Origin of the sequence: Serratia proteamaculans (genome assembly GCF_004684015.1) — a bacterium.
Classification (GTDB): Bacteria; Pseudomonadota; Gammaproteobacteria; order Enterobacterales; family Enterobacteriaceae; genus Serratia; species Serratia proteamaculans_F.
Genome location: NZ_SRIA01000001.1, coordinates 36,755 through 54,479, shown reverse-complemented (window position 1 = coordinate 54,479; position 17,725 = coordinate 36,755). Strand labels below are relative to the sequence as shown.

At 55.1% G+C, this 17,725-nt stretch carries 16 protein-coding genes; 10 read left to right on the top strand and 6 right to left on the bottom strand.

The window, feature by feature from the left end; all coding sequences use genetic code 11:
- Positions 1-11: 11 nt before the first annotated feature.
- The 4 genes from gyrB to dnaA are packed head-to-tail and all read right to left on the bottom strand — an operon-like array spanning position 12 to position 6,072.
- A complete protein-coding gene (gyrB, locus tag E5C26_RS00260) occupies positions 12-2,426 on the bottom strand; it encodes a DNA topoisomerase (ATP-hydrolyzing) subunit B (protein WP_135314573.1) in 2,415 nt (804 codons plus the stop codon).
- Positions 2,427-2,444: 18 nt separating this feature from the next.
- Positions 2,445-3,530 (bottom strand): DNA replication/repair protein RecF, encoded by a 1,086-nt coding sequence (gene recF, locus E5C26_RS00255; RefSeq protein ID WP_012004508.1) that lies wholly within the window; start codon positions 3,528-3,530, stop codon positions 2,445-2,447.
- 45 nt (positions 3,531-3,575) lie between these two features.
- A complete protein-coding gene (gene dnaN, locus E5C26_RS00250) occupies positions 3,576-4,676 on the bottom strand; it encodes a DNA polymerase III subunit beta (RefSeq protein WP_012004507.1) in 1,101 nt (366 codons plus the stop codon).
- Positions 4,677-4,680: 4 nt separating this feature from the next.
- Complete coding sequence (dnaA, locus tag E5C26_RS00245) at positions 4,681-6,072, bottom strand: chromosomal replication initiator protein DnaA (protein ID WP_012004506.1); 1,392 nt, start codon at positions 6,070-6,072, stop codon at positions 4,681-4,683.
- 683 nt (positions 6,073-6,755) lie between these two features.
- Here dnaA and rpmH point away from each other — a divergent pair.
- From rpmH to E5C26_RS00195, 9 genes are all read left to right on the top strand, one after another.
- Entirely contained in the window at positions 6,756-6,896 is a 141-nt protein-coding gene (gene rpmH / locus E5C26_RS00235) for a 50S ribosomal protein L34 (RefSeq protein WP_003849659.1), read from the top strand.
- Between the two features lie 18 nt (positions 6,897-6,914).
- Positions 6,915-7,274: a ribonuclease P protein component gene (rnpA, locus tag E5C26_RS00230; protein ID WP_025123954.1), complete on the top strand. Its 360-nt coding sequence runs from the start codon at positions 6,915-6,917 to the stop codon at positions 7,272-7,274.
- On the top strand, positions 7,238-7,495 hold the full coding sequence (yidD, locus tag E5C26_RS00225) for a membrane protein insertion efficiency factor YidD (RefSeq protein WP_135314571.1): 258 nt from the start codon (positions 7,238-7,240) through the stop codon (positions 7,493-7,495). Before rnpA ends, yidD begins: the two co-directional genes overlap by 37 nt.
- Before the next feature lie 2 nt (positions 7,496-7,497).
- Positions 7,498-9,135, top strand: coding sequence for a membrane protein insertase YidC (yidC, locus tag E5C26_RS00220; RefSeq protein ID WP_135314570.1), 1,638 nt, complete (start codon positions 7,498-7,500; stop codon positions 9,133-9,135).
- Between the two features lie 100 nt (positions 9,136-9,235).
- Positions 9,236-10,600: a tRNA uridine-5-carboxymethylaminomethyl(34) synthesis GTPase MnmE gene (gene mnmE, locus E5C26_RS00215; RefSeq protein ID WP_135314569.1), complete on the top strand. Its 1,365-nt coding sequence runs from the start codon at positions 9,236-9,238 to the stop codon at positions 10,598-10,600.
- 100 nt (positions 10,601-10,700) lie between these two features.
- Positions 10,701-12,014 (top strand): lysine N(6)-hydroxylase/L-ornithine N(5)-oxygenase family protein, encoded by a 1,314-nt coding sequence (locus E5C26_RS00210; RefSeq protein ID WP_135314568.1) that lies wholly within the window; start codon positions 10,701-10,703, stop codon positions 12,012-12,014.
- 95 nt (positions 12,015-12,109) lie between these two features.
- Positions 12,110-12,835: a 4'-phosphopantetheinyl transferase family protein gene (locus tag E5C26_RS00205; protein ID WP_135314567.1), complete on the top strand. Its 726-nt coding sequence runs from the start codon at positions 12,110-12,112 to the stop codon at positions 12,833-12,835.
- Between the two features lie 174 nt (positions 12,836-13,009).
- On the top strand, positions 13,010-13,576 hold the full coding sequence (locus E5C26_RS00200) for an NADPH-dependent FMN reductase (RefSeq protein WP_135314566.1): 567 nt from the start codon (positions 13,010-13,012) through the stop codon (positions 13,574-13,576).
- Between the two features lie 94 nt (positions 13,577-13,670).
- Entirely contained in the window at positions 13,671-14,723 is a 1,053-nt protein-coding gene (locus E5C26_RS00195) for a hypothetical protein (protein WP_135314565.1), read from the top strand.
- A 39-nt stretch (positions 14,724-14,762) separates the two neighbouring features.
- Here E5C26_RS00195 and E5C26_RS00190 read toward each other — a convergent pair whose 3' ends face one another.
- Positions 14,763-16,100: an NCS2 family permease gene (locus E5C26_RS00190; protein ID WP_135314564.1), complete on the bottom strand. Its 1,338-nt coding sequence runs from the start codon at positions 16,098-16,100 to the stop codon at positions 14,763-14,765.
- A gap of 225 nt (positions 16,101-16,325) precedes the next feature.
- Between E5C26_RS00190 and yieH the strand changes: the two genes are divergently transcribed.
- Positions 16,326-16,991 (top strand): 6-phosphogluconate phosphatase, encoded by a 666-nt coding sequence (gene yieH, locus E5C26_RS00185; RefSeq protein WP_135314563.1) that lies wholly within the window; start codon positions 16,326-16,328, stop codon positions 16,989-16,991.
- Here yieH and E5C26_RS00180 read toward each other — a convergent pair.
- Positions 16,984-17,724 carry an amino acid ABC transporter permease gene (locus tag E5C26_RS00180; protein ID WP_135314562.1) on the bottom strand — a complete coding sequence of 247 codons (741 nt, stop codon included), beginning with the start codon at positions 17,722-17,724 and terminating at the stop codon, positions 16,984-16,986. The genes yieH and E5C26_RS00180 overlap by 8 nt on opposite strands.
- Position 17,725: the final 1 nt, after the last annotated feature.

Here is a 17,725-nt window from a genome sequence, read left to right as displayed (position 1 = left end):
TCATCAATGCGTTAGATATCGATGTTTGCCGCTTTCAGGGCATTTTCTTCGATAAAGGCACGACGAGGTTCGACCGCATCACCCATCAGGGTGGTAAACAGTTGGTCAGCCGCAATGGCGTCCTTCACGGTCACGCGCAGCATGCGGCGGCTTTCCGGATCCATGGTGGTTTCCCACAGCTGCTCCGGGTTCATTTCGCCCAGACCTTTATAACGCTGTACTGCCAGCCCACGGCGTGACTCTTTCACCAGCCACTCCAATGCCTGCTCGAAGCTTTCAACGGGTTGACGACGCTCACCACGTTCGATGAAGGCATCTTCTTCGATCAGGCCGCGCAGTTTTTCACCCAGCACGCAGATTTTGCGGTATTCGCCGCCGTGGATAAAGTCGAAGTCCAGCGCGTAGTCGGTATCCACACCGTGGGTACGGATGCGCAGTACCGGCTCAAACATCTGGCGCTCACGGTTCTCAAAGATCACCGAGTCATAGCTGCTGCCGTGCTGTTCTTTGTCATTCAGCAATTTCACCAGCGAATCAATCCAGGTCTTAACCTTGGCCTGATCGCTCAGATCGCCCTCTGCCAACGTTGGCTGGTAGATCAGGTTATTCAGCAGTGCACGCGGGTAGCGGCGCTCCATACGACCGATCAGCTTCTGCACGCTGTAGTGCTCGGCAACCAGTTTTTCCAGTGGCTCACCGGCAAGTGCTGGTGCGCTGGCGTTGGTGTGCAGGGTTGCGCCGTCCATCGCGATGGCGATTTGATACTGATCCATCGCTTCGTCATCTTTGATGTACTGTTCCTGCTTGCCTTTTTTCACCTTGTACAGCGGCGGCTGAGCAATGAACACGTGGCCGCGCTCAATGATTTCCGGCATCTGGCGGTAGAAGAAGGTCAACAGCAGCGTACGAATGTGCGAACCATCGACGTCGGCATCGGTCATGATGATGATGTTGTGGTAACGCAGCTTGTCCGGGTTGTACTCATCGCGGCCAATGCCGCAGCCCAGCGCAGTGATCAGCGTCGCGACTTCCTGCGAAGACAGCATCTTGTCGAAGCGTGCTTTCTCAACGTTGAGGATTTTACCTTTCAACGGCAAGATTGCCTGGTTCTTACGGTTACGCCCCTGCTTGGCAGAGCCGCCCGCTGAGTCCCCTTCCACCAGGTACAGTTCAGACAGCGCCGGGTCACGTTCCTGGCAATCTGCCAGTTTGCCCGGCAGGCCAGCCAAATCCAATGCGCCTTTACGACGGGTCATTTCACGCGCTTTACGCGCCGCTTCACGGGCACGTGCTGCATCGATGATTTTACCGACGACAATTTTCGCATCGCCCGGATTTTCCATCAGATAATCGACCAGCTTCTCGTTCATCAGCGTTTCAACCGCGGTTTTCACCTCAGAAGAAACCAGCTTGTCTTTGGTCTGAGAAGAGAACTTCGGATCCGGCACTTTCACCGAAACCACGGCAATCAGGCCTTCACGCGCATCGTCACCGGTGGCGCTGATTTTGGCTTTTTTGCTGTAGCCTTCTTTATCCATGTAGCTGTTCAGGGTACGGGTCATCGCGGTACGGAAACCGACCAGGTGGGTCCCCCCATCACGCTGTGGAATGTTGTTGGTGAAGCAGTAGATATTTTCCTGGAAACCGTCGTTCCACTGCAGCGCCACTTCCACACCGATGTCGTCTTTCACGGTTGAGAAATAGAACACGTTTGGATGGATCGGGGTTTTGTTCTTGTTCAGGTACTCAACAAACGCCTTGATACCGCCTTCGTAGTGGAAGTGGTCTTCTTTATCCGTGCGCTTGTCTTTCAGGCGGATAGACACGCCAGAGTTCAGGAATGAGAGTTCGCGCAGGCGCTTGGCCAGAATGTCGTACTCAAATTCGGTATTGTTGGTGAAGGTTTCATAGCTCGGCCAGAAACGCACCGTAGTGCCGGTCTGATCGGTTTCACCGACCACTTTCAGCGGCGACAGTGGCTCGCCCATGGCGTAGGTTTGCTCGTGCACCTTGCCTTCGCGACGGATAACCAGTTCCAGCTTCTCGGACAGGGCGTTAACAACAGAAACCCCTACGCCGTGCAGACCGCCAGAAACCTTGTAGGAGTTGTCATCAAATTTGCCGCCGGCATGCAGCACGGTCATGATCACCTGCGCCGCAGAAACCCCTTCCTCTTCGTGAATACCGGTCGGGATACCACGGCCGTCATCCTGTACCGAAACGGAGTTGTCGGCATGGATGGTCACCTGGATGTCACTACAGTGGCCAGCGAGTGCTTCGTCGATAGCGTTGTCCACAACCTCGAATACCATGTGGTGCAGACCGGTGCCATCATCGGTGTCGCCGATATACATGCCCGGGCGCTTACGCACCGCGTCCAGCCCTTTTAATACCTTGATACTTGAGGAGTCATAAGAATTCGACATCAACGTTTCTCGCTCATTTTAGTCCTGTGGTTGAACCTCTATTTTACCTTGTTCCACGCGGAACATCTTGCCCTTTTCACCGGCCATATCGGTCACTTGTTCAGCGCTTACCGCACTGACAAAGACCTGGGCCTGGGTGGCTTTCAGGCGATCGGCCAGCAACCGGCGACGGCCGGTGTCCAGCTCGGAGGCAAAATCATCAATCAGATACAGGCAACGCCGCCCGCTCTGCCGGGTGAGAAACTCACCCTGCGCCAAGCGCAACGCGCACATCAGCAGTTTAAGCTGACCGCGCGATAACAAATCCTCTACCGGCGTGCCGTCGGCACGAATACGAAAGTCCGCTTTATGCGGCCCCACCGCGGTATAGGTTAATGCCCTGTCGCGCTCAAACTGACGCTCCAGTAGCTCTCCGTAGTCGCTCTCTTTGTCCCAGCCACGCTGGAAAGAGAAACTCAGGGCAAATTCGGGCAAAAACTGCGCGCATGTCGCGGTAATATCCGCGGCAATCGCGTCGCTGTAAGCTGCCCGCCACTCGCTGATACGCTCGGCCAACGGGATCAATTCCTGATCCCAGGCGCGGATCTGCGCATAGCGACTGACCTGGCGCAGCGCGGCATTGCGCTGCTTCAGTAACCGTTTCAGGTTGCTCCAGGCGGTGAAAAAACCGGGTTCGTTATGAAAACAGCCCCAGTCCAGGAAAGCGCGCCGGAATTTCGGCCCACCGTTTAGCAGGGTAAAACCTTCGGGGGTAATCAGTTGCATCGGCAAAAGCTGCGCCAGTTCAGCCACTTTGTGGCCATCGCTGCCATCGATGCGTACCTTGCTGTCCCCCTGACGGCTCTTGCTTAATCCTACGGATATTTCACGTTCTGCACCGTCAATACGGCCGTGCAAAATAAACTCAGGCTGGTCGTGACGGATCACCCGACCAGCCTGCAGGCTGCGAAACGCCCGCCCGTGCCCAAGGGTATACACCGCCTCAAGCACGCTGGTCTTTCCGCTGCCATTGGCACCCACCAGGAAGTTGAATCCCGGCGCCAGCGCCAAATCTGCTGCTTCTATATTGCGGAAATCTTTAATCAGTAAACGCGTCAGAGCCATGCAATCTCTTTACCGATGACGGTGCTGTAATTCAAGGTAATGAGACTACAACCGCATTGGCATGACGACGTAGGCAGCAGACTTACTGGCACCGTCTTCGATCTGCACGCTGGAAACCGAGTCGGTCAGCAGCAGGCGCACATCTTCACACTTGAGCGCGTTCAATACGTCCAGCACGTAGCTGACGTTGAAACCAATTTCCATCTCGGTGCCATCGTAGCTGACATCGAGGATCTCTTCCGCTTCTTCCTGTTCAGGGTTGTTGGCGGTGATCTTGAGTTGGTTTTGGCTGACATACAGACGCACACCACGGAACTTTTCGTTCGACAAAATGGCCGCACGAGCAAACGCCTGCTTGAGCAGATCGCAGCCGGCTTCCAGCGTTTTGTCCGGGTTCTTCGGCAATACGCGACGATAGTCAGGGAAACGGCCATCAACCAGCTTGGAGGTGAAGATAAAGTCACCGACGTGGGCGCGAATGTTGTTACTGCCGATCTGCAGTTGCAGCAGCGTATCGCCACCGTCCAGCAGACGCACCAGTTCCATCACCCCTTTACGCGGCACGATCACCGAATGCGATGGCAATTGCTGGCCGATCGGCATTGAGCACACCGCCAGGCGGTGACCATCGGTCGCCACGGTACGCAGTTCTTCACCTTCGGTTTCGAACAGCATGCCGTTTAAGTAGTAGCGCACGTCCTGATGAGCCATCGAGAACTGCGTGGCTTCGATCAGGCGCTTAAGGGTCGCCTGCGGCAGAGAAAATTCAACTTCGCTCTGCCAGTCGTCCAGGTTCGGGAAATCCACCGCTGGCAACGTAGAAAGAGAGAAACGACTGCGGCCGGAACGCACCAGCATACGCTCGCCTTCCAGCGTCACCGTGATCTCGGCCCCTTCGGGCAAGCCACGGCAGATATCAAAGAGTTTACGCGCGGGGACGGTAGTCGCGCCCGCCTCATGAGGTTGGGACAGGGCAACGCGTGCCACCATCTCCATCTCCAGATCGGTGCCGGTCAACAGCAGGCAGCCTTCCGTCACCTGCAACAGCAGGTTACCCAGAATTGGCAGCGTTGGGCGGCCGCCCAGCGGGCTGCTCACTTGTTGCAGTGGTTTTAGCAGATGCTCACGTTCAACGATAAATTTCATAGCGCTAGGAAGATAATGTTCTGATTAAATTGGAGAAATCTTCTTTGATGTCGTGACTTTCCTCACGCAGCTGCTCGATCTTCCGGCAGGCGTGCAACACCGTGGTATGGTCGCGGCCACCAAACGCATCGCCGATTTCTGGCAGGCTGTGGTTGGTGAGCTCTTTTGCCAGCGCCATCGCCATTTGGCGGGGACGGGCAACGGAACGCGAGCGCCGCTTGGACAACAAATCAGCGATTTTAATTTTATAGTATTCCGCCACCGTCTTTTGAATATTATCGATGGTGACCAGCTTTTCCTGCAGTGCCAGCAGATCGCGCAGCGCTTCACGCACGAAATCAATGGTAATGGCACGGCCGGTAAAGTTTGCGTTGGCGATCACGCGGTTCAACGCCCCTTCGAGCTCACGCACGTTGGAACGCAGGCGCTTGGCGATAAAGAACGCCACTTCGCCCGGCAGACGGATATTGTTCTCGTCGGCCTTTTTCATCAGGATCGCTACGCGGGTTTCCAGCTCCGGCGGTTCAATAGCTACCGTCAGCCCCCAACCGAAGCGGGATTTCAGACGATCTTCCACGCCGTTAATCTCTTTCGGATAACGGTCTGAGGTCAGGATAATCTGCTGATTGCCTTCCAACAGGGCGTTAAAGGTATGGAAGAACTCTTCCTGCGAACGCTCTTTGTTGGCAAAAAATTGGATGTCATCGATCAGCAGCGCATCGACCGAGCGGTAATAACGCTTAAATTCTTCAATGGCATTGTTCTGCAAGGCTTTGACCATGTCCTGCACAAAGCGTTCAGAGTGCATATAGACCACTTTGGCGTTGGCCTTGCGAGCCATGATACCGTTACCCACCGCGTGCAACAGGTGAGTTTTACCCAAACCGGTGCCACCATAAAGGAACAACGGGTTATAGGCACCGCCCGGGTTATCCGCCACCTGACGGGCCGCCGCGCGCGCCAACTGGTTTGATTTACCCTCAACAAAGTTATCAAAGGTGTGCTTGGGGTTAACGTTGGAGCGGTAAGAAAGCTCAGGCTGCGGCGCAGCGTTGTCCCAGCTTGGGCGGGACGGCGCTGCAACGCGCACTATTGGCGCACTGGGTGCGCTAACGCTGGCAGTGACGGTCTGGCTGATGATTTGGGAGAGGGGTTTACTGCCCACTTCAAAACGCAGCAATGGGGCATCCGTACCGCAGAAATCATTCAACAGGCCATTGATATTGTTTAAGTACTTATCGCGAACCCAGTCCAGCACAAAACGATTGGGCGCATAAAGCGCCAGGGTGTTGTCACTCAGTTCCGCCTGCAATGGGCGTATCCACATACTAAATTCTGTGGCAGGTAACTCATCCTGCAATCGGGCAAGACACTGCTGCCAAAGCGAAAGTGACACGGCGGACTCCACTCGAACAAGATCAATAAAAGAAAAGAATCAGGCTAATTTTTTTATAACTCATGATTTTTGACACATACCCGGCATCGGCTGTTTGCCTGTGGGGGATGCGAACCGCCTTTCACGGTTTATGTCCCTCACGATCCCCGCTTGAGAGATCGCGATCGGAATGACGGATCATAGCGCAATCCGCGCAAGAGATCCTCCTCTTCATCACAGATTAGATCCATTTTATCCACAGGCCCCGGTCTGCGGCGATCTTTTCGCCAGCCTCGCTAAATTGCAGGCAAAAACCCGCCTGCGGAAAGGTATTTTTTACATTGTCAACCGGTTATACCCTGTTATCCACGCCGGATCCTTGGCTTTCCCCCCAAGGATCGCATCGGGATCCTTGCGATTTACCCCCGAGTCCGTATAATCTTCGCCCTACGTGTGTACCTGGTTCCTAAATGGTGTGTCATTAACCGGACAGGATTCTGCGGTGACCACGGGCCAATACCGGATTTTACTCCGAATTGGCAGACAACCAGGTAGGCTAGCGCAATGTGAATTGACTCAGGACTGTACAATTATTACAATCCCGCCTCTTTATATATTGCGATTGAGGCGTCGGTCGTCTTCACGCCGAATAGCCAAACGCGTTTACTGATCAGTAATTATTTTAAGTTTAGGTAGAAATCGCCATGAAACGCACTTTCCAACCGTCCGTATTGAAGCGTAACCGTAGCCACGGTTTCCGTGCTCGTATGGCCACCAAAAATGGTCGTCAAGTTCTGGCCCGCCGTCGTGCGAAAGGCCGTTCTCGTCTGACTGTTTCTAAGTAATAAAAGCTAACCCGCTGAGTGGTTAAGCTCGCTTTTCCCAGGGAGTTACGTTTGTTAACTCCCACTCACTTCACTTTCGTCTTCCAGCAGCCACAACGGGCTGGCACGCCGCAAATCACCATCCTCGGCCGCCTGAACCAGCTGGGGCATCCCCGCATCGGTCTTACCGTCGCCAAAAAACACGTCAAACGCGCGCATGAACGCAACCGGATCAAACGCCTAACCCGCGAAAGCTTCCGTTTACTTCAGCACGAGTTACCGGCGATGGATTTTGTCGTGGTGGCCAAAAAAGGGATAGCGGATTTGGATAACCGTGCACTGACGGAAGCTTTGGAAAAATTATGGCGTCGCCACTGTCGCCAGGCTCCCGCATCCTGATCGGGCTGGTGCGGGCTTACCAGCTCGTCATCAGTCCGCTGCTTGGGCCTCGTTGTCGCTTCCAGCCGACATGCTCTCATTACGCAATTGAGGCATTAAGCAGGTTTGGCATGATAAAAGGCAGTTGGTTAGCATTGAAACGCGTATTAAAATGCCACCCCTTGAACCCAGGTGGCAATGATCCCGTGCCGCCGAAACCCGACGATAACAGAGAACACTAACGATGGATTCGCAACGCAATCTTCTCCTCATCGCTCTGCTGTTCGTGTCTTTCATGATCTGGCAAGCCTGGCAAACGGACAACGCTCCGCAACCAGTCGCGCAGACCACGCAACAGACTTCGAACCCTGCTACCGGTGATGCCGCAAGCTCAGCAGTTCCAGCCAGTGGCCAAGGTAAACTGATTACCGTAAACACTGACGTGCTGTCGCTGACCATCAACACCCGTGGTGGTGATATCGAGCAGGCTAAACTGTTGGCCTACCCGGACACTCTGGGTTCATCGACGCCATTCCAGCTGCTGGAAACCACACCGGCATTTGTTTATCAGGCACAAAGTGGCCTGACCGGCAGAAACGGTCCGGATAACCCGGCAAACGGCGAACGTCCTCTGTTCCAGGCGGCGCAGGACAGCTACACCCTGCCGGAAGGCCAGGAAGAGCTGCGTATCCCGCTGACCTTTACCGGTAAAGACGGTGCAATCTACACCAAGACTTTCGTGCTCAAGCGTAACCATTACGCGGTTGGCGTTGACTACAACGTCGACAACAAAAGCACCACTCCGCTGGAACTGACTCTGTTCGGCCAACTGAAGCAGACCACCGAGCTGCCTAAGCACCGTGACACCGGCAGCAACAACTTCGCCCTGCACACCTTCCGTGGTGCGGCGTACTCTTCCAGCGATGACAAATATCAGAAGTATGCGTTCGATAAGGACGAGAACCTGAGCGTGACCACGCAGGGCGGTTGGGTTGCAATGCTGCAACAATACTTCGCCACCGCCTGGGTACCGGCAACTCAGGGTAGCAATACCTTCTATACCGCCAAGCCTGGCGACAACCTGTCTACCATCGGCTTCAAATCGACCCCGGTCGTGGTGCAGCCTGGTGCGCAGCAGCAACTGAACGCCACCCTGTGGGTTGGCCCGGAGCTGCAGGATCAGATGGCCCAACTGGCGCCGCACCTGGACCTGACCGTGGATTACGGTTGGTTGTGGTTCATTTCCCAGCCGCTGTTCAAACTGCTGAAGTTCATCCACGGCTTTATCGGTAACTGGGGCTTCTCAATTATCATCATCACCTTCATCGTGCGCGGCATCATGTACCCGCTGACCAAAGCGCAGTACACCTCGATGGCGAAAATGCGTATGCTGCAGCCAAAACTGCAGGCGATGCGTGAGCGTATCGGTGATGACAAACAGCGCATGAGCCAGGAAATGATGGCGCTGTACAAGTCTGAGAAAGTGAATCCGTTGGGGGGTTGTCTGCCGCTGGTTATCCAGATGCCAATCTTCCTGGCGCTGTACTACATGTTGATGGGCTCGGTTGAGCTGCGCCATGCGCCGTTCGCTCTGTGGATCCACGACCTGTCGGCGCAAGACCCGTACTACATCTTGCCAATCCTGATGGGCGTGACGATGTTCTTCATTCAGAAGATGTCGCCGACCACCGTGACTGACCCGATGCAGCAGAAAATCATGACCTTCATGCCGGTGATCTTCACAGTGTTCTTCCTGTGGTTCCCGTCAGGTCTGGTGCTGTACTACATCGTCAGTAACCTGGTGACCATCCTCCAGCAGCAGTTGATTTACCGCGGCCTGGAAAAACGTGGCTTACACAGCCGCGACAAGAAAAAGACCTAAGCGTATTGTAGGGGTCCGGCGCGCTGAACCCTTGCAGCGATAGATAAGAGGCGGTCATTAGACCGCCTTTTTGCATATTGAATTGTCAGAGAGAATCACTATGAGCACCACCGATACCATCGTAGCCCAAGCCACCCCGCCGGGACGCGGCGGCGTCGGCATTCTGCGTATTTCTGGCCGTGGCGCCAAAGACGTCGCCCAGGCCCTGCTCGGCAAACTTCCCAAGCCGCGTTACGCCGATTACCTGCCATTCCGTGATGCCGCAGGTGCCACCCTGGATCAGGGCATCGCACTGTGGTTCCCAGGCCCTAACTCGTTTACCGGCGAAGACGTGCTGGAACTGCAAGGCCATGGCGGGCCAGTGATCCTCGATCTGCTGCTCAAACGCGTGTTGGCGCTGCCAGGCATGCGTATCGCGCGGCCCGGCGAGTTTTCCGAACGCGCATTCCTCAACGACAAGCTGGATCTGGCGCAGGCCGAGGCGATTGCCGACCTGATCGATGCCAGTTCCGAGCAAGCGGCACGCTCAGCCATGAACTCGTTGCAGGGGGCTTTTTCCACCCGCATCCACCAGCTTGTGGAAGCACTTACTCACCTGCGGATCTACGTGGAAGCGGCCATCGACTTCCCCGATGAAGAAATCGACTTCCTGTCTGACGGTAAAATCGAAGCGCAGCTCAACGGCGTGATGGCCGATCTGGACAGCGTACGCGCCGAAGCGCGTCAGGGCAGCCTGCTGCGTGAAGGGATGAAGGTGGTGATCGCCGGGCGGCCAAACGCCGGTAAATCCAGCCTGCTGAACGCATTGGCCGGCCGCGAGGCAGCCATTGTTACCGATATCGCCGGCACCACCCGCGATGTTCTGCGCGAACATATTCACATCGACGGCATGCCATTGCACATCATCGACACTGCCGGCCTGCGTGAAGCCATCGACGAAGTTGAGCGCATCGGTATCGAACGTGCATGGAATGAGATCGAACAGGCGGATCGCGTGCTGTTTATGGTCGATGGCACCACCACCGCTGCCACCGAGCCGGCAGAGATCTGGCCAGAATTTATGGCGCGTCTGCCGCACCGCTTGCCGATCACCGTGGTGCGCAATAAAGCCGATATCACCGGTGAGACGCTGGGTATGACCGAAGTAAATGGTCACTCACTTATTCGCCTGTCGGCGCGTACCGGCGAAGGCATTGACCTGTTACGTGACCACCTGAAGCAGAGCATGGGCTTTACCAGCAATATGGAAGGCGGCTTCCTGGCCCGCCGTCGCCACCTGCAGGCGCTTGAGCAAGCGGCCCAGCATCTGGTTGAGGGCAAAGAACAGTTAGTGAGCGCTTACGCGGGGGAGCTATTGGCCGAGGAATTACGCCTGGCGCAGCAAGCGCTGAGTGAAATCACCGGTGAATTTACCTCCGATGACCTGCTGGGACGCATTTTCTCCAGCTTCTGTATCGGCAAGTAATTGATAGCGGGCGTCATAGCAACGCCCGCTTTCTGCCCCCAGCTTGCGAAAACTCACCTAAGCTTATCTCTGTAACCTCTGTCGGGAGAGATAAGAAAAAATGAATGAACCACTGGATCTACTGGGTGTCGGCCTTGGCCCCTTCAACCTCAGTCTGGCCGCCCTGGCCTATGAAAGTGGCGCTCTCAATTATACCTTTCTCGATCGAAACGCCAGCTTCCGTTGGCATCCCGGCATGCTGCTGCCTTCCGCCTATATGCAGACCTATGTACTGCAGGACCTGGTTACGGCGGTAACACCACGTAGCCAATTCTCCTTTATCAACTATCTGGTCGAGCAGAAAAAAATTTATCGATTTTTGATCACCGAACAGCAAATTATCAGCCGTGAAGAGTTCTCCGACTACCTGAGCTGGGCCTGCGATAGATTAGATGGGCTACAGTTTTCACAGTCGGTTGAAAGTATTGATTTTGACGATGACAAGCAGCTGTTCGAGGTCCGCACCATCAACCAGACTTTGTGGGCGAAGAATATTTGCCTGGGTACCGGCCACGATCCCTGGCTGCCGGAGGAGTTTTACCCTGCACTGGGTGAAAACTGCCTGCATGCCGCCGAAATCGCCATTCGCAACCCGGATCTGACCGGTAAACGGGTAACCGTTGTCGGGGGAGGCCAAAGTGGTGCAGATATTTTCCTGAACGCGCTACGCGGCCATTGGGGGGAAGCCGCACAGCTGGACTGGATTTCCCGCCGCCCTAACTTCCAGCCGCTGGACGAGTCCGCCTTCACCAATGAATATTTCACCCCTGAATACGTCGACTATTTTTATACGCTGCCACAGGAGATCCGCGAACGCGAAATCCGGGCTCAGAAGTTACCTGCAGACGGCATCAGTAATCATACGCTGCGTACGCTGTACCGTGAGTTGTACATGCGTTTCGATGTAATGCACCAGCCGCGTAACGTCCGTCTTTTACCACACCGAACGCTGCTGGCGATCGAACCGACGGACAGGGGCTATCAGCTGCGTACCCGCCACGGTTTGGAGAATCGCCAGGAAGGATTTCATGCCGACGTCGTCATTTTAGCGACAGGTTACCGCCCTTCGCTGCCGTCCTGCCTCAAACCGCTGCTGTCACGCATTCCTTTCGACGACAAACAGCGCTTGCCGCTACAGCCGGATTTTAACCTTGAGTGGCAGGGGCCTGAGCAGAATCGCATTTATGCGGTGAATGCCGGAATACATAGCCACGGCAGCGCAGAAGGAGGACTCAGCCTGATGGCCTGGCGCTCGGCCCGCATCCTCAATCACCTGCTCGGCAAACCCCATTTTGATCTGGCGCCGAACGCATCAATGATCCAATGGTGGAGTGATGCCCCTCCGGACAATGATATTGCTTATCCAGATAAATAGGATAAAACGCATACTGTTTTTTAATGATAAATCCTCAACTTATGCTTAATCTAACTCCCCAGCATTTTTAGCGCCCCTCGGTTATGGAGTGAATAATGGCATGTCATTTTGCCCGATGGATCCCCACATCCACCGCACTGGATACCCGGAGATTATCCGCCGACGTAGTTGCTGCAACCGCTGCTTTTTCCATTAAACGTCGCCAGCGTTTCCTGCAGGGACGCATCCTGCTCGCTGAAATGATGTTTTATCTTTATGGGCTGTCGACATTGCCGGCTCTCGCCACCACCCCCACCGGACGCCCCTGTTTCGTCGATAATCACCTGCCCGATTTCAGCCTGGCCTATGCCAGCGACACGGTGGGGGTTTTACTCAGTGAGGAAGGCAAGGTAGGGTTGGATATCGAGGTCATGCGTGCCCGTGCCGGGCAACATCGAGAGCTGCAACACCAATACCAAACGCCGGCAGAAAACGCCTGGATCAGCGCACAGTACGACCGGCTGGAGGCAGCAACCCAACTGTGGAGCATTCGCCAGAGCGTGCTGAAGCTTTCCGGCCTGGGTAACAGCGGGCAATCGACGCTGCTGCTGCACCCTTTTTCCGGCCATTTGCGCTCCAGCATCACCCCCCAGGTTCATGTGATGAGCGATGCCGACGAATACCTGAGTTGGGCTTGCGCACGTGAACCCAGCCTGGAGCGTTTAATCTGTTGGCAATATGAAACCTGTAAAGGCCTGCACAAGCACGGCGAAATCTCCCCGCGAACCCCCGCCAGCTCCCTCCGTTTTGTGAAATTAACCAGTCTGGCGCTCCACCGCTGACATCGGCGATTTATGGCGAATCTGTAAGATAAAACTTTCTTTAACGGATAAATTTCTGCATAAAACTGCAAAGTCAGCTAAATATTCAGTAATCATCTATTCTCATTCGCCCCTTTGCCCTACTATCTTCTGGTGTTCCAAGCTGAATCTGTTCATTCGAAAGGGAGAATCACCATGTCAGACCAAGCATTAAAAATCGTCACCTTGCTCGGCAGTTTGCGTAAAGGCTCTTACAACGCGATGGTAGCCCGCGCCTTACCCGGTCTTGCGCCACAAGGCGTCACCATTGAAGCACTCCCCTCCATCCGTGATATCCCGCTGTACGATGCCGATATGCAACAGGAAGAAGGTTTCCCTGCAGCGGTGGAAGCCATTGCCGAGCAAATTCGTCAGGCTGATGGCGTGATCATCGTGACCCCGGAATATAACTATTCGGTACCAGGCGGATTAAAGAACGCTATCGACTGGCTATCCCGCCTGCCGAATCAGCCGTTAGCGGGTAAATCGGTGGCCATTCAGACCAGCTCAATGGGACCGATTGGCGGCGCACGCTGCCAGTATCATCTGCGCCAGATCCTGGTGTTCCTTGACGCGATGGTAATGAACAAACCGGAATTTATGGGCGGCGTGATCCAGAACAAAGTGGATGCGCAGACGGAAGAATTGAATGACCAGGGCACGCTGGACTTTCTGACCGGGCAGCTATCGGCGTTCAGCGACTATATTCGTCGTCTGAAATAAATGTCTTTTTGACGCCTTCAGTGCAACCCTGGCTGATGGCGTCATGATTTTGAGAGAGCTACCGCCAACCCATTAAAAATAAAGCCATTAAATTATGTATTTTTTCATTTTAGCCATATTCATGGCTTTCATCACCAGACCACTATTAGCCACAGAAATGCATTATCCCGCCGGAGAAGAGCCGATCGAGCTACCGGTACATAGCCCACTCAGCACCCAATTACCGCGTACCGCCCACAGCCAGGAGGATAAAAAGATCGCGGCCATGTCGTTGTATCTGACGCTGATGCGTGAGGATGGCCGTAACATATGGGCCCCTTACCAACTGGCGGCCTCCTCAGCGGAAAAGGGCCAGACCGAGCTGGCAGAACGCTATCTGCAACTGAGTGCCGACCGCGGGTTATGGTATTACTACAATCTGCTGGAGGACGATGCCTTCAACAATATCCAGCACGGCAGCACCTATCAGTCGATTCTGGCGGTAACCAAAGCCCGTTATCTGCAACACGCTCATTGGTTCGAGGGCAAAGCCAGCTACGCCATTCCGGACGGCACACCCCCACCCGAAGGCTGGCCAACGGTGGTCTATCTGCACCCCTATGGCAAGAACGCCAGTATCACGCCTGAAGAACGCTTGTTCTTTAGCGAGATAGGCGTCGCCTATATAGAGATCAACGGCACCCAGATGCTGTCGGAAAACAGTTTCCGCTGGTCAAATTACAGCGACGAAAGCACCCAGAGCGCAATTCAGCGGGCCCTGCAGTCATTAACCGCGGAATTAAAACTCAACCCGCAGCAGATCTACCTTGCTGCTCGCGGGCAAGGGGCGTTACATGCCGCTAATCTGTTGGCCAAATACCCGCAACTTTATGCCGGTGCGCTGCTGATTGCCCCAAACGGCGAGATAAAGCAGGCGCAGCAATCATTAGCAACCCATAAGCGGTTGGTGGTGGCCTACTACGAACGGCAAAACTTCAGCGATCAGGCATTGGCAATGCACTTTGCCAATCTGTTCAGTGAGAATAATCAGGTGGAGGCACTGCATTTTGCCCAGGGTGAAACCCCTGATGGCGGCTGGCAGGCACGTTTTAAACGGCCTTTACAATGGATGTTGCATCAGGCGCCCGACGCCACGCCGGGAGCCTGATGCCAGAGGGCCGACATTTGTCGGCCCTGTTCTTTGGTATCAGTGACCGTCGACAAAGACAATCTTCAGCACAAACAGCAGCGCAACCACCACCACGCATGGGCTGATCTCACGCCAGCGACCGGTACCCAACTTCATCACGCAGTAGGAGATAAAGCCGAGTGCGATACCTTCGGTAATTGAGAAACTGAACGGCATCATTACCGCGGTCACAAACGCCGGCACTGCTTCGGTCAGATCATCCCATTTCACCCGCGCCAGGCTGGATGTCATCAGCACGCCCACGTAGATCAACGCGCCGGCAGCAGCGTAAGCCGGCACCATACCCGCCAATGGCGACAGGAAAATCACCAACAGGAACAGAATACCGGTAACCACGGCGGTCAGGCCGGTACGGCCGCCAACGGAAACCCCGGCGGAGCTTTCAATGTAGGCGGTAACGGAAGAGGTACCGACAAACGAACCGGCCACTGAACTGATGCTGTCCACGTACAACGCCTGCTTCATGCGCGGGAACTTGCCCGTTGCGTCGGTCAGCCCTGCCTTGTCGGTCACGCCAATCAGGGTGCCGGAGGAGTCGAACAGGTTCACCAGCATAAAGGAGAAGATCACCCCCGCCAGGCCAATGTTTAGCGCCCCCGCCAGATCGACCTGACCCACGACGGAAGTAATGTTAGGTGGCATAGAGAACACGCCGCCGTATTTCACATCGCCCAGCGCCCAGCCGATCAAGGTAGTTACCACGATAGAAACCAGCACCGCCGCATGGAAATTACGTGAGGACAGCACGGCAATAATAAAGAAGCCCAGCGCGCCCAGCAGCACGTTGTGCGAGGTCAGGTTGCCTATGGTCACCAGCGTATCCGGGTTAGCCACCACGATGCCGGCATTTTTCAGCCCCATCATGCCGATAAACAGGCCGATACCACTGGTAATGCCCACCCGCAGGCTCATGGGAATATTGGCAATCATCCAGTAGCGGACGCGGAAAATAGTCAGCAGCAATAAACCGACCGCACCCCAGAAGATGGCCCCCATGCCTACCTGCCATGAAATGCCCATTGCGCCCACGACCACGAAGGCGAAGAACGCATTGAGGCCCATCGCCGGCGCCAGCGCCACCGGCAGGTTCGCCAGCAGCCCCATAAAAATACTGCCGAAAGCGGCAATCAGGCAGGTTGTTACAAACACCGCCTGCGTATCCATACCCGCCGCACCCAAAATCTGGGGGTTAACGAACACGATATACACCATGGTCAAAAAGGTCGTAATACCGGCAATCGTTTCCGTACGCGCCGTAGTGCCATGTTGCTTGAGCTTAAACACACGCCCAAGCAAGCCTTGCTCAACGTCAAGGCCAGTGACTTGTTTGTTCATTTTCAGAAATTCCGAAGAAGGGAATGGACCGTCGCCGGCTATCCTATAACAAAAAGTCAGGCTTTTGACGCCAGTCACAGGTTTTTTTCGCCGTCTTTACGGCTAAAAAACTCAACAGATTGTATTTACTGGGATTGATCGGTAATTCGTGATTCTGGGGTCGCAATCCTGCCTGATGCGGTTAAAGTGGCATTATCGCCGCTTAACCTAAGGACATTGCCCCGGATGAACCAGATTGACTGTATTTTGTTTGATTGCGACGGCACGCTGGTAGACAGCGAAGTGCTGTGCAGCAAAGCCTATGTACACATGTTTGCCCATTATGGCATTCAACTGTCACTGGACGAGGTGTTCAGAAAATACAAAGGGGTGAAGCTGTACGAGATTATCGACCAGGTTAATCTGGAGCACCGCACAACGCTGTCGAAGGAAGAGCTGGAACCCTTATACCGCCAGGAAGTGGCTCGCCTGTTCGACAGCGAACTGCAGCAGATTGCCGGTGCGCGCGAGCTGTTGGCGCAGGTGGCAGTGCCAATGTGTACCGTGTCTAACGGCCCGGTCAGCAAAATGCAGCACTCGCTCGGTCTGACCGACATGCTGCACTATTTTGATGACCGGTTGTTCAGCGGCTATGACATTCAGCGCTGGAAACCGGACCCGGCTATTGTGTTTCACGCCGCCGAAAAAATGCAGGTCCCGGTGGAACGTTGCATCCTGGTGGACGATTCCGCTGCCGGTGCGCAGGCAGGGATCGCCGCCGGGATCCCGGTATTTTACTTCTGCGCCGATCCGCACAACCAACCGATCGACCACCCGCTGGTCACCGCATTCGACGATTTGGCGCAATTACCGGCCCTATGGCGTGAACGCGGCTGGCAACTGACTAACTAGCCGGTAACGGCGGTTTGTTGCGCCACCAGCGCCATGAGCGTTTCAACGCCCGGGTCTGCGGGCTAAAGCGGCGATTGACCGCATTGGCCAGCAGATCCAGCGCCAGACAGAACACAAAGTACACCAGAGCGATAAACAGGAAGACTTCCATCGGGTACACCATGCTGCGGTTGTTGACCTGGGTCGCCAGGAAGGTTAGCTCACCCACGCCGACGATATAGGCCAGCGACGTATCCTTGATTAACGAAATCCACTGGTTGATAAACGAAGGCACCATCATGCGCAATGCCTGCGGCAGCACGATCATCCGTAGCGTTTGCCAACGGGTCAATCCCAGAGACAAACCCGCCTGCCACTGGCCGGGGCCAATAGCGATAATTCCCGCCTTCACCGCATGCGCCAGATAGGCCGAGGCGATCAGCGCCAGCGCACAAACTACGGTGGTGATTTCCGGAATATCCACGCCAAAAACGATTGGCAGCAGGAAATAGGTCCAAAAAATCAGCATGATCACCGGGATGGCGCGGAAAAAACCCAACAGCATCGCCAGTAATCCCGCCGCCACACCGCGCGACATCGCCAACGCCACACCCAGCAGCGTGCCGAGAATGGCCGAGGCCACGCCGGCCATCAGGCTGATTGCCAGCGTCAGCGCTGCGCCCCCCAGCGGCCCGTCCGGCCAGGTGCCCCACAGCAGATAGCCCAGGTTGTCGTAAATAACGCTGAAATCCATC